Raw genomic sequence first — 20561 nt, 5'->3', positions numbered from 1 at the left:
CCTTCAACTCGCTGATACACTCCATATAACCTCCTTTTGGCGATCGAGATTATATGATTTTCATTGCATGTCAGCGAGTTACCTTAACTTACTTCAGGCCCAAACTCAAAATGGTTGCCCGCCTGCGCGGGCATGACAGATTTTTTTTGTCATTGTCCACCCCGTTGCATCACTGAAATAGCTAACCCGAAATAATCTAAATAGAGCCAAAATCAGTGATTCGTTGCATCACAATTGTGGGTTACCTTAATTGTGATGCAACGAATCCTTTTTAAGACTTGTTTAAATTTTTGTCGGGTTACCTTTAATGCGATGCAACACGCCACAGAGGAAATTTAATATAAAACATTGCAAAACAACATCTCTTGGGCTAATATTGCCACCGGAGAGATGGCAGAGCGGTCGATTGCGGCGGTCTTGAAAACCGTTGAAGGGCAACCTTCCCAGGGTTCGAATCCCTGTCTCTCCGCCAGCCAAATGTATGCCCTAATTATTCAAATGTTTCTTGATTTATTTCTATTGGAATCAATTTTTTCAAAATATCTAATCTTTGAGTTTCCAAATGCCTGCATACAAGTTTGCCCAAAATAATGATGACGATTCAGAATATGAAAGTGATGGAGAAACAGTTTATACACCGGAAAAAAAGTTAGGCACTGGCAATTACGCCACCGCCCGACGATTTCAGAGTTCTGCCAACAAAAATAAGCTTGTCGTCTTAAAACCGGTCGATAGTCAAAAGCAACATTTGAATGAAGCAAAGAGAAAATATCATTTTTTTAAAACGCTATATCCCGAAAGTCAGGTTGAGTTGATAAGCAATGAAGCCAAAACAACTTACCGCTTGATCCTTCCAGAAATTCCAGGCCAAAGCTATCAATCGCTACCTGTATCTTCAGAAGAAGAGCTCATTCACCTGTTCCTTGCGGCATCTGACGCGCTTTTAGAGTGCCATATGAAAAATATTGTTCTTATTGATTTAAAAGAAGACAATATTTATTATGATAAAAACACGCAAAAAGCGTATCTGATAGACGGCGGTTTTTCAGAAAAAATATACACGCCCATCAATCCCGAAATTTTTCGAAAAAGCAGTGAACAAGCAGTCAGTTACAACCAAAGAAAATATATCCACATCGCGCCTGAGTGCTGGTCCACTGGAGAGGTTTACGCAGCTCCCGCCATGGATATATTTTCTTTAGGCACAATGATGAGTCGTCTGGGTGAAAAAATTATACCGAGCGAGGATTTGTCAGAACTCATCAAAACCTGCGGGCACAAAAGCCCTTTGCGAAGACCCGATTTGCCTATTTTAAAAAATAAGCTTCAAACCATTCTTCAGGAAAGAAAAATATTTGTATCCCACTTGCATCATGAAGGCATATACTTTAATCAGAATGAGCTTGGCTTTATATTTGCAAACAAGAGATTAAAAGAAACAATTCTGCTCTTTATCCAAGAATGCAATAAACTGAACTTTGGCAAAGACGAGTCAGTAAAAAGCGCTCTCGCCTTATACAAGATTAATTGCTTAAAATTGGCTGCAACTGGCAAGGATTCGTTCCAAAAAAATTATCCCGCTATTGCCAGGGAAACATTGAAGACAATTGATAACAATTCCTTTAAAAAATTTTTACGTTGGGCCGGTAATATTTTCTTAACAACTTTAGCCACAGTGACGGTGGTAGGATTAGTCGCTATGATACTGACCAGCAAAAACCGGGGCGGTTTTTTATTTTTTCAAGATCCGGAGCAAAAGTTAAAGCGTTGTGCTGCTCATCTTGAAGATGGGCTTAAGTTTTGCAGGGTCTCTTCATAGCCTGACATCCATGCGCCAATCCCGGGTCAAATCCGGGTTGCAAAAAATATCAAAAACCGCAGCGAAGCCGCCTGTCCATAAATAAGACTGTGCCCAGCAACAGGGCTTAACGCTTACAACACTTCAAGTATCGCTTGATTCCCTAATGCTTACAATAATTTATCTGCTTGTTTAACAGTAGAATCAATGCTCATTAAGGTTTGCAATAAGGGTTTCATCTTATCCAAAGGCCAGCTGTTTGGGCCGTCACTTAACGCCTTGTCTGGCTCTGGGTGGGTTTCCATAAAAATGCCCGCTACACCCGCTGCAACTGCTGCCCGGGCAAGCGTTGGAATAAATTCACGCTGACCGCCTGATGCGCCGTTATTCCCACCGGGGAGTTGCACAGAGTGGGTTGCATCATATACGACAGGACAGCCGGTTTCACGCATGATTTTTAAGGAGCGCATATCGGAAACGAGATTATTATAACCAAAACTTACCCCCCGCTCACAAACCATAATTGCATCATTACCAGTGGCTTTTGCTTTCGCGACCACATGCTTCATTTCCCAGGGTGATAAAAACTGGCCTTTTTTAATATTGACCGGCTTATTCATAGAAGCCACTTTTTGAATAAAATTCGTCTGCCGGCAAAGAAAGGCGGGAGTCTGCAACACATCCACAACACTTGCAACCTCCCAAAGCGGTGTATCCTCATGAACATCCGTTAAAACCGGCACACCAATTTGCGTTTTTACCTTTTCAAGAATCATCAATCCTTTTTCAAATCCAGGTCCGCGATAGCTGCCAAGCGATGAGCGGTTTGCCTTATCAAATGAGGATTTATAGATAAAAGGCAAAGAAAGAAGAGAACACATTTCTTTAAGGTAACCCGCGGTTTCCAAAGCCAGCGATTCGCTTTCAATCACGCAGGGACCTGCAATCAAAAATAATGGAGAATCAATACTTGCTTCAAAGCCGCATAAATTCATGAGTTATCCTTATTTTGATGTTGATTACGCGCAGCGAGCACAAACGATTTAAATAACGGGTGGCTGTCACGGGGCGTTGAAGTAAATTCAGGATGAAATTGGCACGCCAGAAACCAGGGATGATTCGGGACTTCAATAATTTCAACCAGGTTATCCACCGCAGAACGGCCGGAAATAACCAAGCCATGCCCAACCAATGCCTCTACATAAGCATTATTCACTTCATAACGATGACGGTGCCGCTCGACAATCTGCAGCTTATCATAGGCACGCATCGCCAAAGAGTCCTCTTCAAGATTGCAAAGCTGCGCGCCAAGCCTCATGGTTCCGCCAAGCTCGCTTTCTTCATTGCGGATATTAATGCTGCCATCGTCACTCATCCACTCGCTGATTAAGCCAACAACCGGATAGGGTGTATTTTTATCAAATTCCGTAGAATTGGCACGCGTTAATCCCGCTACATTCCGTGCATATTCAATAAATGCTGCCTGCATGCCAAGGCAAATTCCTAAAAAAGGGAGATTGTTTTCACGCGCATATTGAATCGATTTAATTTTTCCTTCAACACCCCGCTCTCCAAATCCTCCGGGAATCAAAATCGCGTCAGCAGTTTCCAGCAAAGATGGGCCATGCGCCTCAATTAATTCAGCATCTATGTAGGTAATTTCCACTTTTGTCCCGGTGTGAATGCCGGCATGAATTAACGCTTCATTAATTGATTTATAGGCATCATTCAACTCAGTATATTTGCCAACCATTGCAACCTTAACAGTCATATCCTGCTTCGCCTGCTTATCCAAAACTTCTTGCCACTCACTGAGATCAGCAGGTTTTGCCGGCAGAGACAGCCTTTGCACCACAAGTTCATCCAACCCCTGCGCATGCAAAATCATGGGAATTTCATAAATAGAGCGCGCATCATGCAAGGAAATTACGCCTTCTTTTTCCACATTGGTAAACAGTGCGATTTTTGAGCGGTCATGATTGGATAAGGGTTTTTCCGAACGACAGATAAGCACATCGGGTTGTATGCCTATTGAACGCAACTCTTTCACAGAATGCTGCGTGGGTTTGGTTTTGGTTTCTCCTGATGTTGGAATATAAGGAACAAGCGTTAGGTGAATAAACAAACACCGCTGGGCTCCAAGCTCTATCCGCATTTGCCGGATGGCCTCAAGAAAAGGCAGAGACTCAATATCCCCTACTGTCCCGCCAATCTCAACCATGGCTACATCATAATTATCAGCGCCCTGTTTGATGCAGCGTTTTATTTCATTGGTTATATGCGGAATAACCTGTACAGTCCCTCCAAGATAATCCCCCCTGCGTTCCTTTTTGATGACAGTTTCATAAATTTTACCTGAGGTAAAATTATTCTTCCGGGTCATCGTAGTCCGGACAAATCGTTCATAATGACCTAAGTCAAGATCGGTTTCTGCTCCATCATGAGTTACAAAAACCTCTCCATGTTGGAATGGGCTCATCGTACCCGGATCTACATTGATGTAGGGATCTAACTTGATTAATGTCACATTGAGGTTACGGGCTTCGAGAATAGCCGCTAATGACGCGGCAGCAATACCCTTACCTAAAGAGGACACCACCCCGCCGGTGATGAAAATATAACTTGTCATAAAAAATCCCGTCGTAATGCCAACCGCCTTCGGCGGTATAAGAGAGTGTTTGCAAATTCGCTAGAATGAGTTTTGGAGACAGTTTCATTAGAATTTACTAACAACTCTAACAAAAATGCATATAAACGGGGTCTTATTATAACAAATCCAGAGCAGGAATGACAAAGAATTTCCAATAATTCTCTGGCCTTACAGGAAAATCATACAAAGCGGCATGATCTTGCCGGATTTACCCTACGCTTTTAAAGGCTTAATTTCATAATCCCCTTATAACTCAAGCTCCATTTTCTGCATCACCTCATGCATGTTTAAGGCGCAGTCGACCGCATCAATTCCTTTGTGTCCGTGCCTTCCGCCTAACCTATCCCATGCCTGGGCTTCATTTTCAGTAGTCAGCACCCCAAAAATCACCGGAATTTCAAATTCCAATGCAACCTTTTGACAACCATCGCTGACCTGCTGGCAAACATAATCGTAATGAGTCGTCTCGCCACGAATGACCGCACCCAATGCAATGATGATTTCAAATTTCTTCAATTTGGCGATTTTTTTGACTGTCAAAGGAATTTCCACAGCACCAGGCACTTCAACAACGGCAATATCTTTTTCCGTAAACCCCTTGGCATTGAGCTCTTTTAAGGCGCCTTGCAAAAGTTCGCGGGTGATTGGTCGATTAAACTGGCTTACGACAATTGCAATGGGAAACGGTGAATAATTATCCCTTGGGCTTCCTTTGATGTATTGCATAACTACTCCTATTCAACAGTCAAAAAATGACCTAATTTTTCTTTTTTAGTTTTCAAATAATGACGGTTTTCCTTGGTCGGCTCAATGGCAAGAGAAACACGCTCAGAGACCTTGATTCCGTATCGGCTGATTGCCGAAACTTTATCGGGATTATTGGTGATAAGCCGGATAACATCTATGCCAAAAAATTTTAAAATTTGATACGCAATGGCATAGTCGCGATTATCCACCGGCAATCCAAGTTCCAAATTGGCTTCTACCGTGTCAAACCCCTGCTCTTGAAGCGCATAGGCTTTGAGCTTATTGGCAAGGCCGATTCCACGGCCTTCCTGGCGCAAATAAATCAACACCCCACCTTCAGCGCTGATTAATGCCAGGGATTGCTGTAATTGGGAGCCGCAATCACACCTGCCGGAGCCGAACACATCACCCGTAATACATTCTGAATGAATGCGCACCAGCGGAACCTGATTGCCATAAACCGCGGGTTTCCTAAGAAGGGCAAAATGCTCTCCTCTATCCAGCAGGCTGGTAAAGACCGTCATATTAAAATCACCATGCTTTTGAAGCGGAATTCTGCTTGTAGCTTCTGCTTCAATAAGCTTTTCGTGGCGGATGCGGTACTCAATTAGATCCTGGATGCTCACCATGGCTAACTGATGTTGCCGGGAAAATTTAGCCAGATCATCACGCCTGCTCATCGTGCCATCTTCATTAATAATTTCACAAATGACCGCGGCTTGCCTGAGACCTGCAAGCTTCATTAAATCCACACTGCCTTCAGTTTGACCACGGCGCTCCAGCACGCCATTCGGGCGAGCGCGCAGGGGAAAAATGTGTCCGGGTGAAATGATATCCTCCGGACTGCTTGCCGGATCAATTGCAACTTGAATGGTATGGGCTCTGTCCCTGGCTGAAATACCCGTGGAAACGCCTCTCGCGGCTTCAATCGAAACCGTAAACGCCGTGCCAAAAGGGGAGCGATTATGTCGCGCCATCATGGGCAGATTCAGTTTATCTACCAATGCCTCTGCCATAGGAAGACAGATCAAACCCCGTCCAAAACGGGACATAAAATTGATGGCTTCCGGGGTAACAAACTCAGCAGCAATGACAAGATCCCCTTCGTTTTCTCGATCTTCGTCATCCACCAAAATCACCATACGGCCATTTTGTAATTCCTGAATTGCCTGCTCAATGGTGCTAAATGAGTTTGTCATACGTTACCTCACTACTTATTCTCGACTTGCGGCAAGGCTGCTGCCTTTTAGATAATTCTTGGTTATCAGCTCAGCTTGATGCGCAACTATCCGGGTTAAATAATCAAATTCCACATTTAAACATGCGCCGGGCTTGCATTTGCCCAATGTGGTATTACCGCGCGTATGTGGAACCAGCAATAAGCTGATGTGATGGTTCTCCACCGCATTGATGGTTAAGCTCACCCCATCAAGCGTAATACTGCCCTTAGGCAACAGATATTTCAGGGCTTTTGAATTAAACGGTCCCACAGTTAATTCAAGATAATCACCCACCACTTTCACGCTGTCTACGGTTGATGTGGTATCAACATGGCCGCTGACATAGTGTCCGCCAAAGCGGCAGGCCATGCTCATGGCACGCTCCAGATTGACAACATCGCCTTCCTGTAAAGCGCCAAGATTGGTTTTTGCCAAAGTCTCGAATGAAACATCAAACATAAGATTGGTTTCAAATTCAGGTAAAAACGTCAAACAAACACCATTTACCGCAATACTCTCGCCTGCTTTAAGATTTTCAAACGAAGCTTTAATAAGCAATCGATTGCCAACGCCGTTTGACGAATTTGCGATGACTTCGCCCATTCCTTCAACTAATCCTGTGAACATGCGGCACCCTCCCGTGCATTTTCCCAGTCCAGAGACACTATCACATTATCATCTATAGGCTGCCAGGATACCTTGCAGTTTTGCGCAAGGGGGTTAGCAACAGGATAGACTGCTGTCGCGTCTGTTCCAAGCCAACGTGGAACCAGGTAAATATAGGTTCGATGAACCAATTTTGCCTGGTGTAATGCGCTGAACAGTTTTCCTCCAGCTTCTACCCAAACATCGTGATATCCAAGGCTTCCAATATGACTTAAAACTGCCTCAAGCCGGAGCAAGCCACTTTCATCAGTTGCAACGGGATGATATGAACAGTTAGGCAGCAAGAAGCGCGGAGCATTGGTTGCTTCATGATAAATATGGCAATGCCTGTCGATCGTTAATACATTTGCTTTTGGATTTAACCGGTTTTTTCGGTCAAGAACAGCGAGCGGCTTACTTTGCTCCTTGCCCGGCAGGCGAACATTCAACAAAGGGTTATCCACCTGAATGGTTTGCGCTGTTGTTAAAATCACATCACAATGCCTGCGGTTTTGATGGGTGAACTCAAAGCAACGCGAATTGGATAACTGCTCACGCTTCCCTCTCATCGCAATTTTACCATCCAGTGTTTGAGCTATCTTCACCGTGACCCAGGGTTTGCCGGTACGGGTCCAGTAATCATAGCTCTGGTAAAAATGATTAATTTCAGAAACGGGATAATGGATAACCTCTATATTATTCCGGCTTAATATTACCGGCGTATTATTGGCCGCAACTACCGGGTTAGGATCCCGATACGCATATACAACGCGCTTGATCCCACGCTCTATAATCGCATTGACGCAGGGAGGGGTTCTGCCCCAATGGTTGCAGGGCTCGAGAGTCACATATAAGGTGATGTCTTTTGGTGATCCTGAAATTTGATTTAAAACGAGTTGCTCTGCGTGAGGTGTTCCGGCACCAAGATGGCATGCCTGTGCTATAATCTTATCGTTTTGTACTGCAACCGCACCAACACTGGGGTTAGGCGCACAGATTCCACGCCCAAGCCAGGCTTGTTCCAGAGCGGCAAGCAGAAACTTTTTGTGCATAATTCAGTCACCCATGATCAGTGCGCGTATGATAACAAAGTATTCAATTTTTGAGTAGACTAATGGACTTAATGCTGCGAAATGCTTTTTTGGATAGAATCTGGCGAAATACGATGTTTCACCATCGAATAGCGGCCGCCTGTTTATGGCTGGTATTATTTTTTACGCAAAACCTGTATGCCTATAACCCCTATACAACGCGAGAGCTTGATGAACTGGAAAAGGAATTTGCAAATCTAATCCATCAGTCAAATCAAGTGCTGCGAAACCCCTTGGCCATGGAATACATCAATCATTTGGGTAAACGCCTGGCAAGTCAGAATGATATAAATCTGCCCTATTTTTTTATTGTAAAATCAAATGAAATCAACGCATTTGCCGGGCCTGGCGGGTATATTGCCATTAATTCCCAACTTATTCTTGCCACAGAAAACGAAAGTGAACTTGCCGCAGTGATGGCGCATGAAATCGCGCACGTACGCCTGCATCATTTATACCGTATGCTGGAGCATCAAAAACAAATGCGCGTTCCGATGCTGGCTTCTGTGCTGGCTTCCCTGGCCCTCGGTGTGATTAACCCGACACTCGGAGGGGGGGCATTAATGGCTTCTCTTACAGGGCTTGCCCAGGATAATATCAACTTTACCCGCGCTAATGAAAAAGAAGCGGACCGAATTGGCATTGACATGTTGATTCGTTCGGGCATAGACCCAAGAGGCATGGCTGGATTTTTTAAAAAAATGCAGCAAAATTCACGGTATTATTTCTCTGATCTGCCTCCTATCCTGCGCACTCATCCGCTTGATGATGACCGTATCGCGGAAGCAGAAAACCGGTGTCAGAATCTCAAACAAAAAATTTACCCCAATGATTTGAATTACCCTCTTTTTAAAGAACTAATCCGCAACCTGACAGGCCAGGACACCAAGCAATTGCTGGATTATTATACTGTGTCATGCCAAAAAGAAAGTAAACAGGCATGCCAGTATGGGTATGCCCTGGCGTTAATAAAAGCCCGTGAATACCAAAAAGCAGAAAAAAAACTACTGCCTTTATACAACCTGGATACAGATAATTTTTATTATGCGCTTGCTTTAGCCGAAACAAAAATGCATTTGAACCAAACCTCTGATGCCTGGGATATATTAAACAGGCTATATGTCAATTATCCTGAAAGCTATGCCGTATTGCTAGCCTATGCTGATGTTTTGATGAATACCGGGAAAGCGCATGACGCTGAAAACCTTTTGTTAAAAGCCAGCAGGAAATTTAAAAGCGACTTGCCTGTATGTCAACAATTAGCCCGCAGTCAGGCCAAGGCCAATCACAAAGGATATGCCTATTTTACGAGAGCGCAGTGCGAACTCATTAAGGGAAACAAAAAACAGGCATTGAATCAGCTCAATATCGCTAAAAAAATAGATAAAAAAGATCGGTTTTTGCAGGCCAGAATCGAAGCCAAGATTGAGGAAATTAAGGAAAGTCTATAGGAGTCATATCTTCTCGCACCAGGCGGTGGCATGGGGATAGCGGCAATGCCTAACGGCGTATTTGTACTCATTTATATCCTGCTACTCGATATTGAGTTTTTTCAAACGATACCGGAGCGTTCTAAAACTGATGCCCAGCAATTTTGCAGCAGCAGTACGGTTCCATTTTGTTTTTTCAAGAGCGTTTAAAATTAACTCTTTTTCATGTTCCTGTAAGGTTTGCTCTAAATCCAGCTTTTCGCTTCCTTTTAAGATAGATAAATCCTCCATTTCCGGTTTTGGCAAATTCAAATCCGTTACTTCAATTGTTCGGCCATTGCACAAGGTCATAGCGCGTTCTAATATATTTTCCAATTCCCGCACATTTCCTGGAAAATCGTAAGCTTTCAATGCCTCAAGCGCTTCAGGTGAAAGCGATACCAATTCGGTTCCCTGTTCTTCAGCGAGCTTTCGTAAAATATTTTCAGAAAGTAGCGGGATATCAGAAATCCGCTCCTGCAGTGTGGGTACGCGAAGCTCAATGACATTGATTCGATAATATAGTTCCTGGCGAAAGCGGCCCGCTGCAATTTCTTCCTGTAAATTTTTATTGCTTGCGCTTAAAATGCGAACATCAACCGGAATTTCATGAATTTCGCCGATAGGCTTTACCGCTTTTTCCTGAATCGCCCTCAGCAATTTAACCTGCATCACCAAGGGTAATTCTGCAATTTCATCCAGAAATAAAGTGCCGCCCTGAGCTGCTTCAAACAGCCCTTTTTTATCTGCAAATGCTCCGGTAAAACTGCCTTTTTTATGTCCAAAAAATTCTGATTCCATTAATTCTGCAGGAATTGCGCCACAGTTAACAGCGATAAAAGGCTTGTCGCTCCTTGGCCCGTAGGCATGAATCAATCTGGCTACAAGCTCCTTGCCAACCCCAGATTCACCAAGTATAAAAACCGGCGCCTGACTGCGTGCCAACTTATGAATTTTCTGCCTGAGAATTTGCATCACTTCGCTTTCACCAAGCAAAACTTCATCATGCTGCTCAGGACGATGATACATATGTAAAGCCGTTTTAACCAATGACTTTAACATTGCCAAATCAATTGGCTTTGATACATAGTCAAATGCGCCTGCTTTCAAGGTATTGACTGCTGCTTCTACATTTCCATAAGCCGTAATCACCGCGACCGGTAATTGCGGCTTATGTTTTTGTATATATAAAATTATTTCATAACCATCCCGGTCAGGGAGGCGCATGTCCGTCAATACGAGAAAATATTCATTTTTATGAATCAGTTCGACGCCTTCCTTGTAATTTGACGCGACATCGCAAACCAATCCCATGCGTTTTAAAGTTAATGACAGAAGTTCGCGAATATCCGGCTCATCGTCAATTACCAGTACTTTTGCTTTATTCATAACCGCAACTCATTAACTTGATGAAAACTGATGGTAAAACAGCATCCCAAATCGCTGTCAGTAAGACTCAGTCTTGCCTGATTAATTTCACATAGGTCTTTTGCAATAAACAAGCCCATCCCGTAACCGGAACGCAGGGTACTGAAAAAAGGATCAAATATATTATTTTGAATGCTTTCTGGTATGCCTGGGCCTGTATCACATACCATTAAAGATGTTCTCCGCGCTTTGGTTTTGATGGTGATGTTTATATTGACATGCCCTGATTCATCTTGGCCGTGCTGCATGGCATTATCACAAAGAATCACCAAAACCTGCTCAAGTTGGCTTCTATCAAAAACCACTGTTTTTTTCTTGTCCCGAGGAGGATTAAGCCTCATATCACATTGATTAATAATACAAAATTCACGAATAAATTGCTCAACAAACGGCACCAGTTCAATGGTTTCAGGCTTTGACTGTTGCTGCCTTGAAATCTGCAACACATTTTTTATGACGGTATTCATGCGGTTACAATTATTGATAATCAGTTGCCTGAGCCTTTTGTCCTCCTCATTTAAATGGCTTCCTTCTCCCATTAACTGCACAGCATGAGAAATTGCACCCAAAGGGTTTCGCAACTCATGGGCAATGCTTGCCGAAAATCGACCTAATGAGGCAAGTTTCAACTGTTGCGCTTGTTGGGCGATATTGGTCATATCCTCAAGAATAATTAACACCGCAGTTTGCGCCGCGTGAGAGGTGGAATAAAAATGAACCTGCAGATATGGATTCTCAATAATTGCCTGTGCCACAAGCTCATCTTCCTTTCTTTGCGATAAAAACTGCAAATACTTTTCATACAATGCCTGCGAGACATGTTGCAGCGTTAATCCTTTTTGCCGTTCGCTGATATTGAAGAACTGGCGGGCTGCGGTATTCATTACCCGAACTTCCTGGTTGGTGTCTATATATATGACGCCATACTGCAGTCGTTCAACGATATACTCATTCAAACGGTGCATACTGGCCAATTCTTTGGCTTTATCCAATGCCATATGCTCACTGCTGCGCACCCATTGCGCGAGATACCAGGCAGTTAATGCCGTTGCAAAAAATCCTGCTCCATATATCCCTGTAGAAAAAAAGATACTTAAATCGTCATTTGTCTTGATATAAAAATATTCAAAAGCGCTGATAGCCAATAACATGCAGCTGGCTATTGATGCGAAAAAAATAGCAAGGCGCCCTGGAGCCAGAATACTGAGCACAGCAATAGAGGCGTTTAAAAGGATACCAAGGCCAGACTCAAGATAGCCCAGGACGTGAATGAACAGCACCATCACAATGATATCAACCGTACCAGCCCAAAGCACCTGCTGTTCAAATTTGATGGATTGTTTATACCAAATATATAAAAACACCAGTCCAAAGACTAAATAGGCAAGCAATGAGCTTGAATAAATCGCGGCATTAGCCTGACTATAGATATTCAGCCAAAAAAGACCAAACAAGAGGCCTATCGTTACCAGACGATATATGTTGTATATCAAAAGCATATGCCTCTGTCTGGTTAAGAGAGTATTTTTTATGCTGGTCATTGGCATGGAACATTAAAATAAAAGTCTTTTAATAACTATAGGCCATCTCATTGCATTCATGCCAATATAGATAATTAATCAGTAACTTAATTCAAAGCATCGGCAATCCCTTCATTTTTATTTTCAACTACAATTTTTATTTATCTGAACTATTCTTAACTATACAAGGTCAAAAGGAGCTGCCATGAACAATAGAGAAAAATCATTGCCAATACACAGAGAAAAAAAGGAAAAAGAAAAACAAACTAAAAAAGACAAAAAAGAACTTGCTGAACCCTATATATACCCGGCTTATGATCATGATCTTGAACAAGAATATGATGCCATACGCTCGATCAATTAATTTCATGATGAAAGGTCTTTTTTTTTTTTGAATTTTGGACGCATTTTGAATTGTAAAATACACTGCCGGATGGCTTCCCCATGAAATTCCAGAATGCGCCCAAACTGCCTAAACCATACTCCCTGCCGTACTCTGAAGCTTATATCAAAACTTTAGGGGTTTATAAAATTTGACACTCATCATGCAGTGTCGCAGAGTAATACATCTTGTGAAATTCCTCAATTTCCTTCGTCAATAAGCTTTCATTGAAAAAACATAACTTATGATAACTTCTCTTGTTTTTTTGGAGGATGAGTGTGCTTGTAGAGGCAATTTGCAAATTTTTTTGGCCTTCTTCTTCAATTCGTTTGACTAACTCCTGAAGATAAGAGCTATTCTTGGTTTCCTTACGGTAATAAGGAAGCCTTGAGGAAAAATACTTCTGTAAATCATCAGTAGAAAAATCAGTATAGAACGTGTATTTGTTTTGATGCCAATTGCTTAAAATTTCAATTTCAAAAATATATGCATTGGCTTCCGTGTTCGGGATATCTGCTGCGACATTAAATGCGTGTCCGGTTTCGTGAACCAGGATACCAATCATTTGCATGGTCTGCAGGGTTAAAAAGTCTTTTTTTACCGCAATCGTCTGATTTTCTTTCCATTGGTTGTGATGCTTGCCAAGAAGACTAAAGGTATGCTCATTCACAAAAATTGCAGGGTTTTCGCCTATTCCAAGAAAATCATGGGGAGGTGTCAAAATATCAATTTCAAGAGGAGGAATTATACCTTTGTTCCCATTGCCAAGGCCTTTCTTTCCCGCACAGCGGCAAACATGAATGATGCGCTGGATATCCGATATCGTCCACATCTTGCTTCCCTCCTTTCGCATATACTTCTTTTAAAAGAAACACGTAATTATATTTTTTGCAAGTTTTGACCCGGTTTTTTCCTTATGATTTTTTATTTTCAACCTCAATATTTGGCAAAAAATATGCACAATGATATTAATGATTCAAACTTGCCCGCCGACAAAAGAAATAATCCGGCATGGCAGGAAATAAAAAATATGAAGCCATTAATAATAATATTGCTGTTTGTTTCTTCCCTGGCGATGGCTGATCCTTTGAGAATCGGCACCCTTTATTTTTACCCTCCTTTTGCCGAACAAGACGATGAAAAAGGTGATTTTTCAGGATTTGACATTGATTTAATGAAAGAAATCTGCAAAAAAATCAACAGAGAATGTGTTTTTAAAGGGATGAATTTTGTGGATCTTTTTCCTGCTCTTGATTCAGGAAAAATTGATCTGGCAATTGGCGCAATCAGCATTACGGTTAAGAGAAAATATAAGTATCTTTTCAGCTACCCTTATTTGGCAAATTATGTACAGTATATTGCCTTAAGATCCAGCCCTATCGAATCTCCGGATCAAATTCGCGGTTTAACCGTTGGCATGCTCACAGGCACCATTTCCCGCAAAATATTGAATGCGGCTTTTGGCAATCAAATTACGATTAAACCCTATCTTTCGCTCAATGATTTAATCAATGATTTAAAAAATCAAAATATTGATACTGCCCTCATTGATGCATTCACAGCTGACTACTGGATTGCCGCTAATGATGAAATTTTTAAAAAAATAGGTCATGAAATACGCGTGGGCAGCGGCTATGGGATAGTTGCCTTACAAGACAAACAAGACTTAATTCAATCAGTCAATCAGGCCATTGTTGATCTTGAAAAAGAAGGAACATACCTGAAGATTTATGAAAGTTACTTTGAAAGGCAGTAAGCATATAGCGTTGTATTTGAATGATTTAGCCATTGAGGTTTCAAATGTAACATTTTGCAGGAAAAGGGGTTATCTATGAATAGGATAAGACCATGGGTACTAGCGTATTTTTTAGGCCATATGAGTTTGCCTGTACAAGGAAGCACTGTTTTTCCCTATACGCCATCCCCCTTTCCCTTTATCAGCCAGGAACAAATCAAAGCGCATGAAGAGATTCATTCAATCAGGGAAATTCAATTCATGCTTAACAAGGAATCGCATTCTATGAGCCAAGATCTGATTGACACTATCATAACCATTTTAAAATGCGCCCAAAAATACGATATATCCTATAACCCAATCCTTACCGTCATTGATTATTCCAAACCAGCCAGCCAGCGAAGGCTTTGGATTTTTGATTTGAATCATAAAAAACTGCTGCTCCATACTTATGTATCCCACGGCATTAAATCCGGAATTTTATCCTCGCGCTATTTTTCAAATCGGCATAACAGTAAAGCAAGCAGTATCGGCGTTTATAAAACGGAAAATGATTATTACGGCCGCTATGGCTATGCGCTAAGGCTTATTGGCCTTGAATCTGGTTTTAATGACAATGCGTTCAGCCGGGCTGTCGTGATGCATGGCGGCTGGTATGTTAATGAAAATTTTGTAGAAAAATACAAAAGGCCGGGCCGGAGCTGGGGATGCCCTGCCGTTCCAAGAGAACATACCCGTTTCATTATTAACACCATCAAAGATAATTCCTTATTGATAGCCTATTATCCAAGTGAGAACTGGTATATGAAATCAAAATACATCAATTGCAATAATTTCTCCCCCGTCCCCAAAACGGCAAACCTTCAAACTGAATTGAATGAACCCGAAGAAAACAGGGATGAAATTCTTTTCCTTGAAAAAAACAATAATAATCAGCGCGAAGAAAATGAACCCATTTTGGTGATAAGCGCAGATAATTATCAAAAGGTTTTTAATAGAGAAGTTCCTTTAAAACGCATGCTAAGACGTCCCCTTAACAATCAGGAATTCGTGGCTTTAAATCTTGATGAATTGCAGCAAATCATTACTCATTATCCTGAAAAGATTACTCCGCCCGGCAAAGAGCATCAACGAGAAGTCCTTTTCATCGTTCCAGTTATAAAAAAAGTACGCGGATATTACGCCACTGAAATGCAAATTGTGCCGCTTGGTGAGATAAAAGAAATCAAAAGCAATATGAGCCCTGATGCCGCAGGATCTCCGACAGAATTTACTGTTCATTTTCAACAAAAACCTTCTCTTAAGGTTAAAAGCACAGATCAATTTATCCGCTGGCTTGGTTTATGAGCGCTTATTTGTAAAAGCCTAAGCCCATGCTATAATGATCAAATTGAGATCAATTAGACTTTATATAAAACATGTGTTTTCATACGGAAATACTAGACTTAGCTAAAAAACTGGGCTATTTTGCGAGCAATGATGACGGATGCTGTCACGGGTTTTCTGTGCGCTGGCTGGAAGCAAACCTCACTCATGAAGAAGAACGGTTTTACGACCGCATTACAAAAATTGGCACCTATTACAAAAACAGGGATGAATTTATAAAAAAAATTAAAACTCTGAAAGCCAAAAAAGGCCAACCTTTATCCGAAGAAGACTATTCAATACTGGATATCCTGGCCTTCTATGAAAGCCTGACCTTATATCAAAACCCATCCCACCACACTTCCCTGTTTAATCAAGGTATGTCTCAAAAACATATAGAGGATATTTCACCATTTGCCTCTTCGGATTCTCTGCGGAACAAAGGCAGATTAGCCTCTATTTATAACGAACCTGCCATTTACAAGCAGGATGAAATCAAAAAATATTTTGATGAAATTGCTGCAATTCTTAATCAATTCTTACAAAAAGAAGAAAGAGCAGGCTTTATTCTTTCAAGCCTTGACCATGCTATCGCGTTGACCTACCAGCCTGGCACTGGATGGGTGTTTATGGATATTAACCAATACCCCCCTGAAAAATTTGCAACGAATGATACGGCGAGCTTGGCGCGAACAATCGCTTTAGGTCTAAGCACTAATCCTTATGATTTTATTCCTTTGAATGTGTCCCTTTTTACCACCCATGGTACTCACCAAAAATCGGCTTTACAGCAAAAATTGGCAGATTTTAAAAAGATCCACCTGGCCGATGATCATTTTAAAAAACTGGCCAAACGGTGCAATAAAGAAGGATTTGATTTGGCCTATATTGCAGCAAAAAACGGAGACACAGAAGTTATTGATAAACTTGGAAAAGAACAAATCAACCTGGATAAAATTTATGGCGACAGTAAAACTACTCTGGCGCATCTTGCGGCACAAAATGGACACTGCGAAATCATTAACTTACTGGCTCAATATCAGGTTGATGTCAATAAAGCCAATCTCAAATCCACGCCAATCCATGCAGCAGCCCTGAACAATCACTGCGACATTCTTCAGGCATTATGTAAGCATGGCGGCAACCCAAATGCGCCCAATGAATGGAGAGCATCTCCGGTGCATTGGGCGGCCTCGCGTGGAAACGCTGAAGCAATCGATAAACTCAAAGAATTAGGCGCCGATTTAACTTGTGTCGATAAAAAGCAGCTAACCATTGCTCACTATGCAATACTCAGCGGCAACCCCTCCTTGGTTGCAAAACTGCTGAATGAAGGAATAGATTTTTGCAAACCTGATAGAGACGGGATTGCGCCACTGCATTATGCAGCATTTCAAGGCTATGGAGCACTCATCAATCTTTTTAAAAAAAGGGGATTTGACTTAACAATAGGGGACAGCAAGGGGCTAACCATTGCCCATTATCTTGCGGCCTACGGACATGTTGATTTAATCGCAGAACTGATTGATGAAGGAGTCGACTTTAATAAAAAAGACAACTCCGGCATGACTCCTGTACATATGGCGGGATTAAAAGGACAGCTTGGCGTAATCCAACTCTTTGCCGAGAGAGGCTTTGATCTCGCTGTCGAGGATAATTTTGGAGAAAATATAGTCCATAAAGCGGCACTGAACGGTCATGCCTGCTTAGTGCCGGAGCTGGTAAAACGTGGTATTAATTTAAATCATCAGGATAAGCTCGGGTTAACACCCGTATTTTTTGCTGCTTACCACGGACACCTGGCGGTCATTAAAGAGCTAATCAAGTTAAATGCCAACTTTAACATGGCTGTTTCTTTACCTGAAAATACGCTGCGGAAACTGATAAACAAACTTGGTCTTAGCCAGGAAGCCTTGGCAAGAGCCGATGATTTCCTTACCCGAAAACAAGGTAAAAATCCTCTGTCCATTACGCCTTATGATATCGCCCTCATAGGAGGACATACTGAAGTTCTTCGCTTCCTGAGCCAACAGGAAGAACGTAACAAAAAACTTTTGGATAGCATGCAAGTATTGCGCCAATACGGCAAAAAACTACAGCAGGGTAATAGAAAAAGTATTATCGAAGGTGTAAAAGCAGTAACCGCTGCCGATACTATGGAATATCAGGCCAATCTTTTCTTTGCCGAACTCAATTCTCCTGATAAAGACACTGAAATCATTAAAACCCTCCAGCAACAATTTAAAAAAACATTTGACCAGTGCCATCATGATTTAAAATCTCACCGCGCTTTATGGAAACCTATCCTGGCCAATATCGCCATCGCCGCAACCGGGGTTGGACTCTTAATCATCATCGGCAAACTGCTCGCTACCGGCAGCGCTTTCTTCTCTGAAACGTCAAGACAAAGAAAATTGAATACCGTTCTCAATGAATTTAACCAGTTAGCAAAAAATAATTCCTAAGTACAAGCAAACGTAGCCTTGATGCAGCGCAGCGAAATCAAGGTTTATAAATCCAAATTACTCATATAAAATTTTTTTTCTGTCAACCAACTAAGGAATCAAGTTGAAACCTTGATTTCGCTGCGCTGCATCAAGGCTACATGGAAGTAATGAAACGTTCCCCCAGTATCGCGACTTCGCTTTCTTTACAATGAGCACAGTTTCGCCTATGATGCCTTGATTATTGTACATTTATCAAATGGAGTTTTTATCTCTCATGGCGGGAAAAGACCCGGTGCTGGCCGCCCTGCGGGTAGAAACCGGTATGGTAAACCCACACGCCCTGTTCGCATTCCTGTGTCCCGCGTCCATGATGTCATGGCATATCTTGAAAATACCCCGGCAACACTGAAATTACCATTATACTCAAGTTCAGTGGGTGCGGGTTTCCCTTCCCCTGCTGATGATTATCTCGAATGCAAACTTGATTTAAATGCGCATTTAGTCAAACATCCTGGAGCAACATTTTTTGTCCGTGTTGCGGGAGATCCCATGGAAAATGCGGGTATTCGATCAGGCGATATGCTGATGGTGGATAGAAGCCTTGAGCCCGCCCACGGTAAAATTGGGTTTTACCGCATATCCAGCCCAAACTGGCAATGAAGAACTATAACCTAGAAATTGTTTAAATTTAAGAACAAGACATTTTACTAATCAGGGGTTGGCAATCTCAAAATTTCTTGGGCCTTTAATAATTCTAAAGTGCTATGCTCTAAAAATGTTTTATCCTCAGTACCACTATAAATATAACTGGTTCCCAAGTAATTAATTCGTAAATACTGGCAAGTCTGTTCAAAAGCATCTTCAAATCCCTTAGGTAATGAGGTAGTATAACTGGCTATTACAAATAGATTTTTTCCTCGTAACTTACGTCCTAAATCCTTTCTTATATCTAAAAGATCACTAATTCTATCTATAAAAATCTTCATTGTTGCACTCATTGTGTACCAATAGACAGGGGTTGCAAGGATCAGAGTGTCAAATTCAATGATGCGCTCAATTAAAGCCATAAAATTATCTGTATGATTACGATATTCATAATCGTACGGTTTAATATTAAGAGTATTAAGATCAATAAGTGGAATAGTACCTTCCTCAATTATTGCATTTACCGCCTTTCTGGTATTTCCGAAACTCCTAGAGCTACCCAGTATAATAATCTGGCTCATTTTATTAATCACTTCAACTCCTTGCATTTATCAATAAAGGCTTTGAGAGATAAATATTTGCCATAACCTAAGTGTGTTGTAATAATTTTTTGGAGGGGTACGCCTAATTGATATAGATGTAAAATTTTTTCCTTGTCCTTATCATACATCGATGCCTGGATCACTCCTTTTGGTTTTCCAAGCTTAATGCCTTTGGCAACTCGAGCACGTAACCCTTCTTTAGTGCGCTCTGAAATAAAATCACGCTCTAATTCTGCAAGCATTGAAAAAATCGTGATAAGAACTTTATTGGCTACATTGTTCTTGATTGTAGGATTTAAATCTAAATTCTGCTTAATCAAAATTAGTCTTGCCTGCTTCTCTTGAGTGATCATTTCTATAGTATTAAGAGTCTCTTTAATTGAACGTCCAAGCCTAGACAACTCAGATGCAATAACAATATCACTCGGTGATAATTTATTCAGTAATTCATCGATTCGGCGCAAAACAGTTGATTTACGTGAAGACATTTCTAGCTCTATCCATTCATCAACTATTAGCTTTTTATCTACGCAATAGCGGCTAATGCTATTTTTTTGACTGTCTACACTTTGATCTTGAGTGCTTACCCGAACATATCCATAAATCATACAAATCTTATCCAATGAGGTGCAACTTACACAATATAATCAGCGGACCTTTAATTACCACAAACAGATAATTCGGGAATATCTAGCGATAAAACCCTTTGATGAAGAGGCAAAAATATTGTTCAGGAGCTACGGTTAAAAGTTGTGTATGGTCAAAAAAGATCAGGCAGCTTTCCCCTCATCCACTGAACCATTTTGTTTGATTTCTC

At 41.5% G+C, this 20561-nt stretch carries 18 protein-coding genes and 1 tRNA gene; 8 read left to right on the top strand and 11 right to left on the bottom strand.

The window, feature by feature from the left end; translation table 11 throughout:
- Positions 1–384 precede the first annotated feature (384 nt).
- A tRNA-Ser gene (locus Llon_RS02865) sits at positions 385–472 on the top strand.
- A gap of 90 nt (positions 473–562) precedes the next feature.
- Positions 563–1819, top strand: a complete 1257-nt coding sequence (locus tag Llon_RS02860) for a protein kinase domain-containing protein (protein WP_058528567.1) — start codon at positions 563–565, stop codon at positions 1817–1819.
- A gap of 149 nt (positions 1820–1968) precedes the next feature.
- On the opposite strand, the gene kdsA is transcribed toward Llon_RS02860, so the two are convergent.
- The 6 genes from kdsA to ribD form a co-directional block, all read right to left on the bottom strand.
- Complete coding sequence (gene kdsA, locus Llon_RS02855) at positions 1969–2793, bottom strand: 3-deoxy-8-phosphooctulonate synthase (protein WP_058528566.1); 825 nt, start codon at positions 2791–2793, stop codon at positions 1969–1971.
- Positions 2790–4427 (bottom strand): CTP synthase, encoded by a 1638-nt coding sequence (locus tag Llon_RS02850; protein WP_058528565.1) that lies wholly within the window; start codon positions 4425–4427, stop codon positions 2790–2792. Before Llon_RS02850 ends, kdsA begins: the two co-directional genes overlap by 4 nt.
- 267 nt (positions 4428–4694) lie before the next feature.
- Positions 4695–5174, bottom strand: a complete 480-nt coding sequence (ribH, locus tag Llon_RS02845; protein ID WP_058528564.1) for a 6,7-dimethyl-8-ribityllumazine synthase — start codon at positions 5172–5174, stop codon at positions 4695–4697.
- A gap of 8 nt (positions 5175–5182) precedes the next feature.
- Positions 5183–6394 carry a bifunctional 3,4-dihydroxy-2-butanone-4-phosphate synthase/GTP cyclohydrolase II gene (locus tag Llon_RS02840; protein ID WP_058528563.1) on the bottom strand — a complete coding sequence of 404 codons (1212 nt, stop codon included), beginning with the start codon at positions 6392–6394 and terminating at the stop codon, positions 5183–5185.
- A gap of 15 nt (positions 6395–6409) precedes the next feature.
- Positions 6410–7042 carry a riboflavin synthase gene (locus Llon_RS02835; RefSeq protein ID WP_058528562.1) on the bottom strand — a complete coding sequence of 211 codons (633 nt, stop codon included), beginning with the start codon at positions 7040–7042 and terminating at the stop codon, positions 6410–6412.
- Positions 7027–8112 carry a bifunctional diaminohydroxyphosphoribosylaminopyrimidine deaminase/5-amino-6-(5-phosphoribosylamino)uracil reductase RibD gene (ribD, locus tag Llon_RS02830; RefSeq protein WP_058528561.1) on the bottom strand — a complete coding sequence of 362 codons (1086 nt, stop codon included), beginning with the start codon at positions 8110–8112 and terminating at the stop codon, positions 7027–7029. The genes Llon_RS02835 and ribD overlap by 16 nt, the downstream gene beginning before the upstream one ends.
- A gap of 62 nt (positions 8113–8174) precedes the next feature.
- Between ribD and Llon_RS02825 the strand changes: the two genes are divergently transcribed.
- The gene (locus Llon_RS02825; RefSeq protein ID WP_237758242.1) at positions 8175–9602 is read left to right on the top strand and encodes a beta-barrel assembly-enhancing protease; all 1428 of its coding nucleotides are present in this window, start codon (positions 8175–8177) and stop codon (positions 9600–9602) included.
- Between the two features lie 81 nt (positions 9603–9683).
- Here the strand turns inward: Llon_RS02825 and Llon_RS02820 are convergent, their stop codons facing one another.
- Together Llon_RS02820 and Llon_RS02815 are read right to left on the bottom strand one after the other, a co-directional pair.
- Complete coding sequence (locus tag Llon_RS02820) at positions 9684–11009, bottom strand: sigma-54-dependent transcriptional regulator (RefSeq protein ID WP_058528559.1); 1326 nt, start codon at positions 11007–11009, stop codon at positions 9684–9686.
- Complete coding sequence (locus Llon_RS02815; protein ID WP_244599579.1) at positions 11006–12589, bottom strand: sensor histidine kinase; 1584 nt, start codon at positions 12587–12589, stop codon at positions 11006–11008. Before Llon_RS02815 ends, Llon_RS02820 begins: the two co-directional genes overlap by 4 nt.
- Before the next feature lie 184 nt (positions 12590–12773).
- Between Llon_RS02815 and Llon_RS11370 the strand changes: the two genes are divergently transcribed.
- Positions 12774–12932 (top strand): hypothetical protein, encoded by a 159-nt coding sequence (locus tag Llon_RS11370; protein WP_157079305.1) that lies wholly within the window; start codon positions 12774–12776, stop codon positions 12930–12932.
- Between the two features lie 160 nt (positions 12933–13092).
- On the opposite strand, the gene Llon_RS02810 is transcribed toward Llon_RS11370, so the two are convergent.
- Positions 13093–13782 (bottom strand): hypothetical protein, encoded by a 690-nt coding sequence (locus Llon_RS02810; RefSeq protein ID WP_058528557.1) that lies wholly within the window; start codon positions 13780–13782, stop codon positions 13093–13095.
- Positions 13783–13980: 198 nt separating this feature from the next.
- Here Llon_RS02810 and Llon_RS02805 point away from each other — a divergent pair, with 198 nt between their 5' ends.
- The 4 genes from Llon_RS02805 to Llon_RS02790 all read left to right on the top strand — a co-directional run bounded on the left by Llon_RS02805 (position 13981) and on the right by Llon_RS02790 (position 19157).
- Entirely contained in the window at positions 13981–14706 is a 726-nt protein-coding gene (locus Llon_RS02805) for a transporter substrate-binding domain-containing protein (protein ID WP_065238263.1), read from the top strand.
- A 75-nt stretch (positions 14707–14781) separates the two neighbouring features.
- Entirely contained in the window at positions 14782–16032 is a 1251-nt protein-coding gene (locus tag Llon_RS02800) for a murein L,D-transpeptidase catalytic domain family protein (RefSeq protein WP_083503247.1), read from the top strand.
- Positions 16033–16103: 71 nt separating this feature from the next.
- Entirely contained in the window at positions 16104–18515 is a 2412-nt protein-coding gene (locus tag Llon_RS02795; protein WP_058528554.1) for an ankyrin repeat domain-containing protein, read from the top strand.
- Between the two features lie 216 nt (positions 18516–18731).
- Positions 18732–19157 (top strand): S24 family peptidase, encoded by a 426-nt coding sequence (locus Llon_RS02790; RefSeq protein WP_058528553.1) that lies wholly within the window; start codon positions 18732–18734, stop codon positions 19155–19157.
- A gap of 47 nt (positions 19158–19204) precedes the next feature.
- On the opposite strand, the gene Llon_RS02785 is transcribed toward Llon_RS02790, so the two are convergent.
- Positions 19205–19735, bottom strand: coding sequence for a flavodoxin family protein (locus Llon_RS02785; protein WP_058528552.1), 531 nt, complete (start codon positions 19733–19735; stop codon positions 19205–19207).
- Positions 19732–20352, bottom strand: a complete 621-nt coding sequence (locus Llon_RS02780; RefSeq protein ID WP_058528551.1) for a recombinase family protein — start codon at positions 20350–20352, stop codon at positions 19732–19734. The genes Llon_RS02785 and Llon_RS02780 overlap by 4 nt, the downstream gene beginning before the upstream one ends.
- Positions 20353–20561 lie beyond the last annotated feature (209 nt).

Origin of the sequence: Legionella londiniensis, assembly GCF_001467825.1 — a bacterium.
Lineage (GTDB): Bacteria > Pseudomonadota > Gammaproteobacteria > Legionellales > Legionellaceae > Legionella_A > Legionella_A londiniensis.
This window is presented reverse-complemented; position numbering and strand designations above follow the sequence as displayed.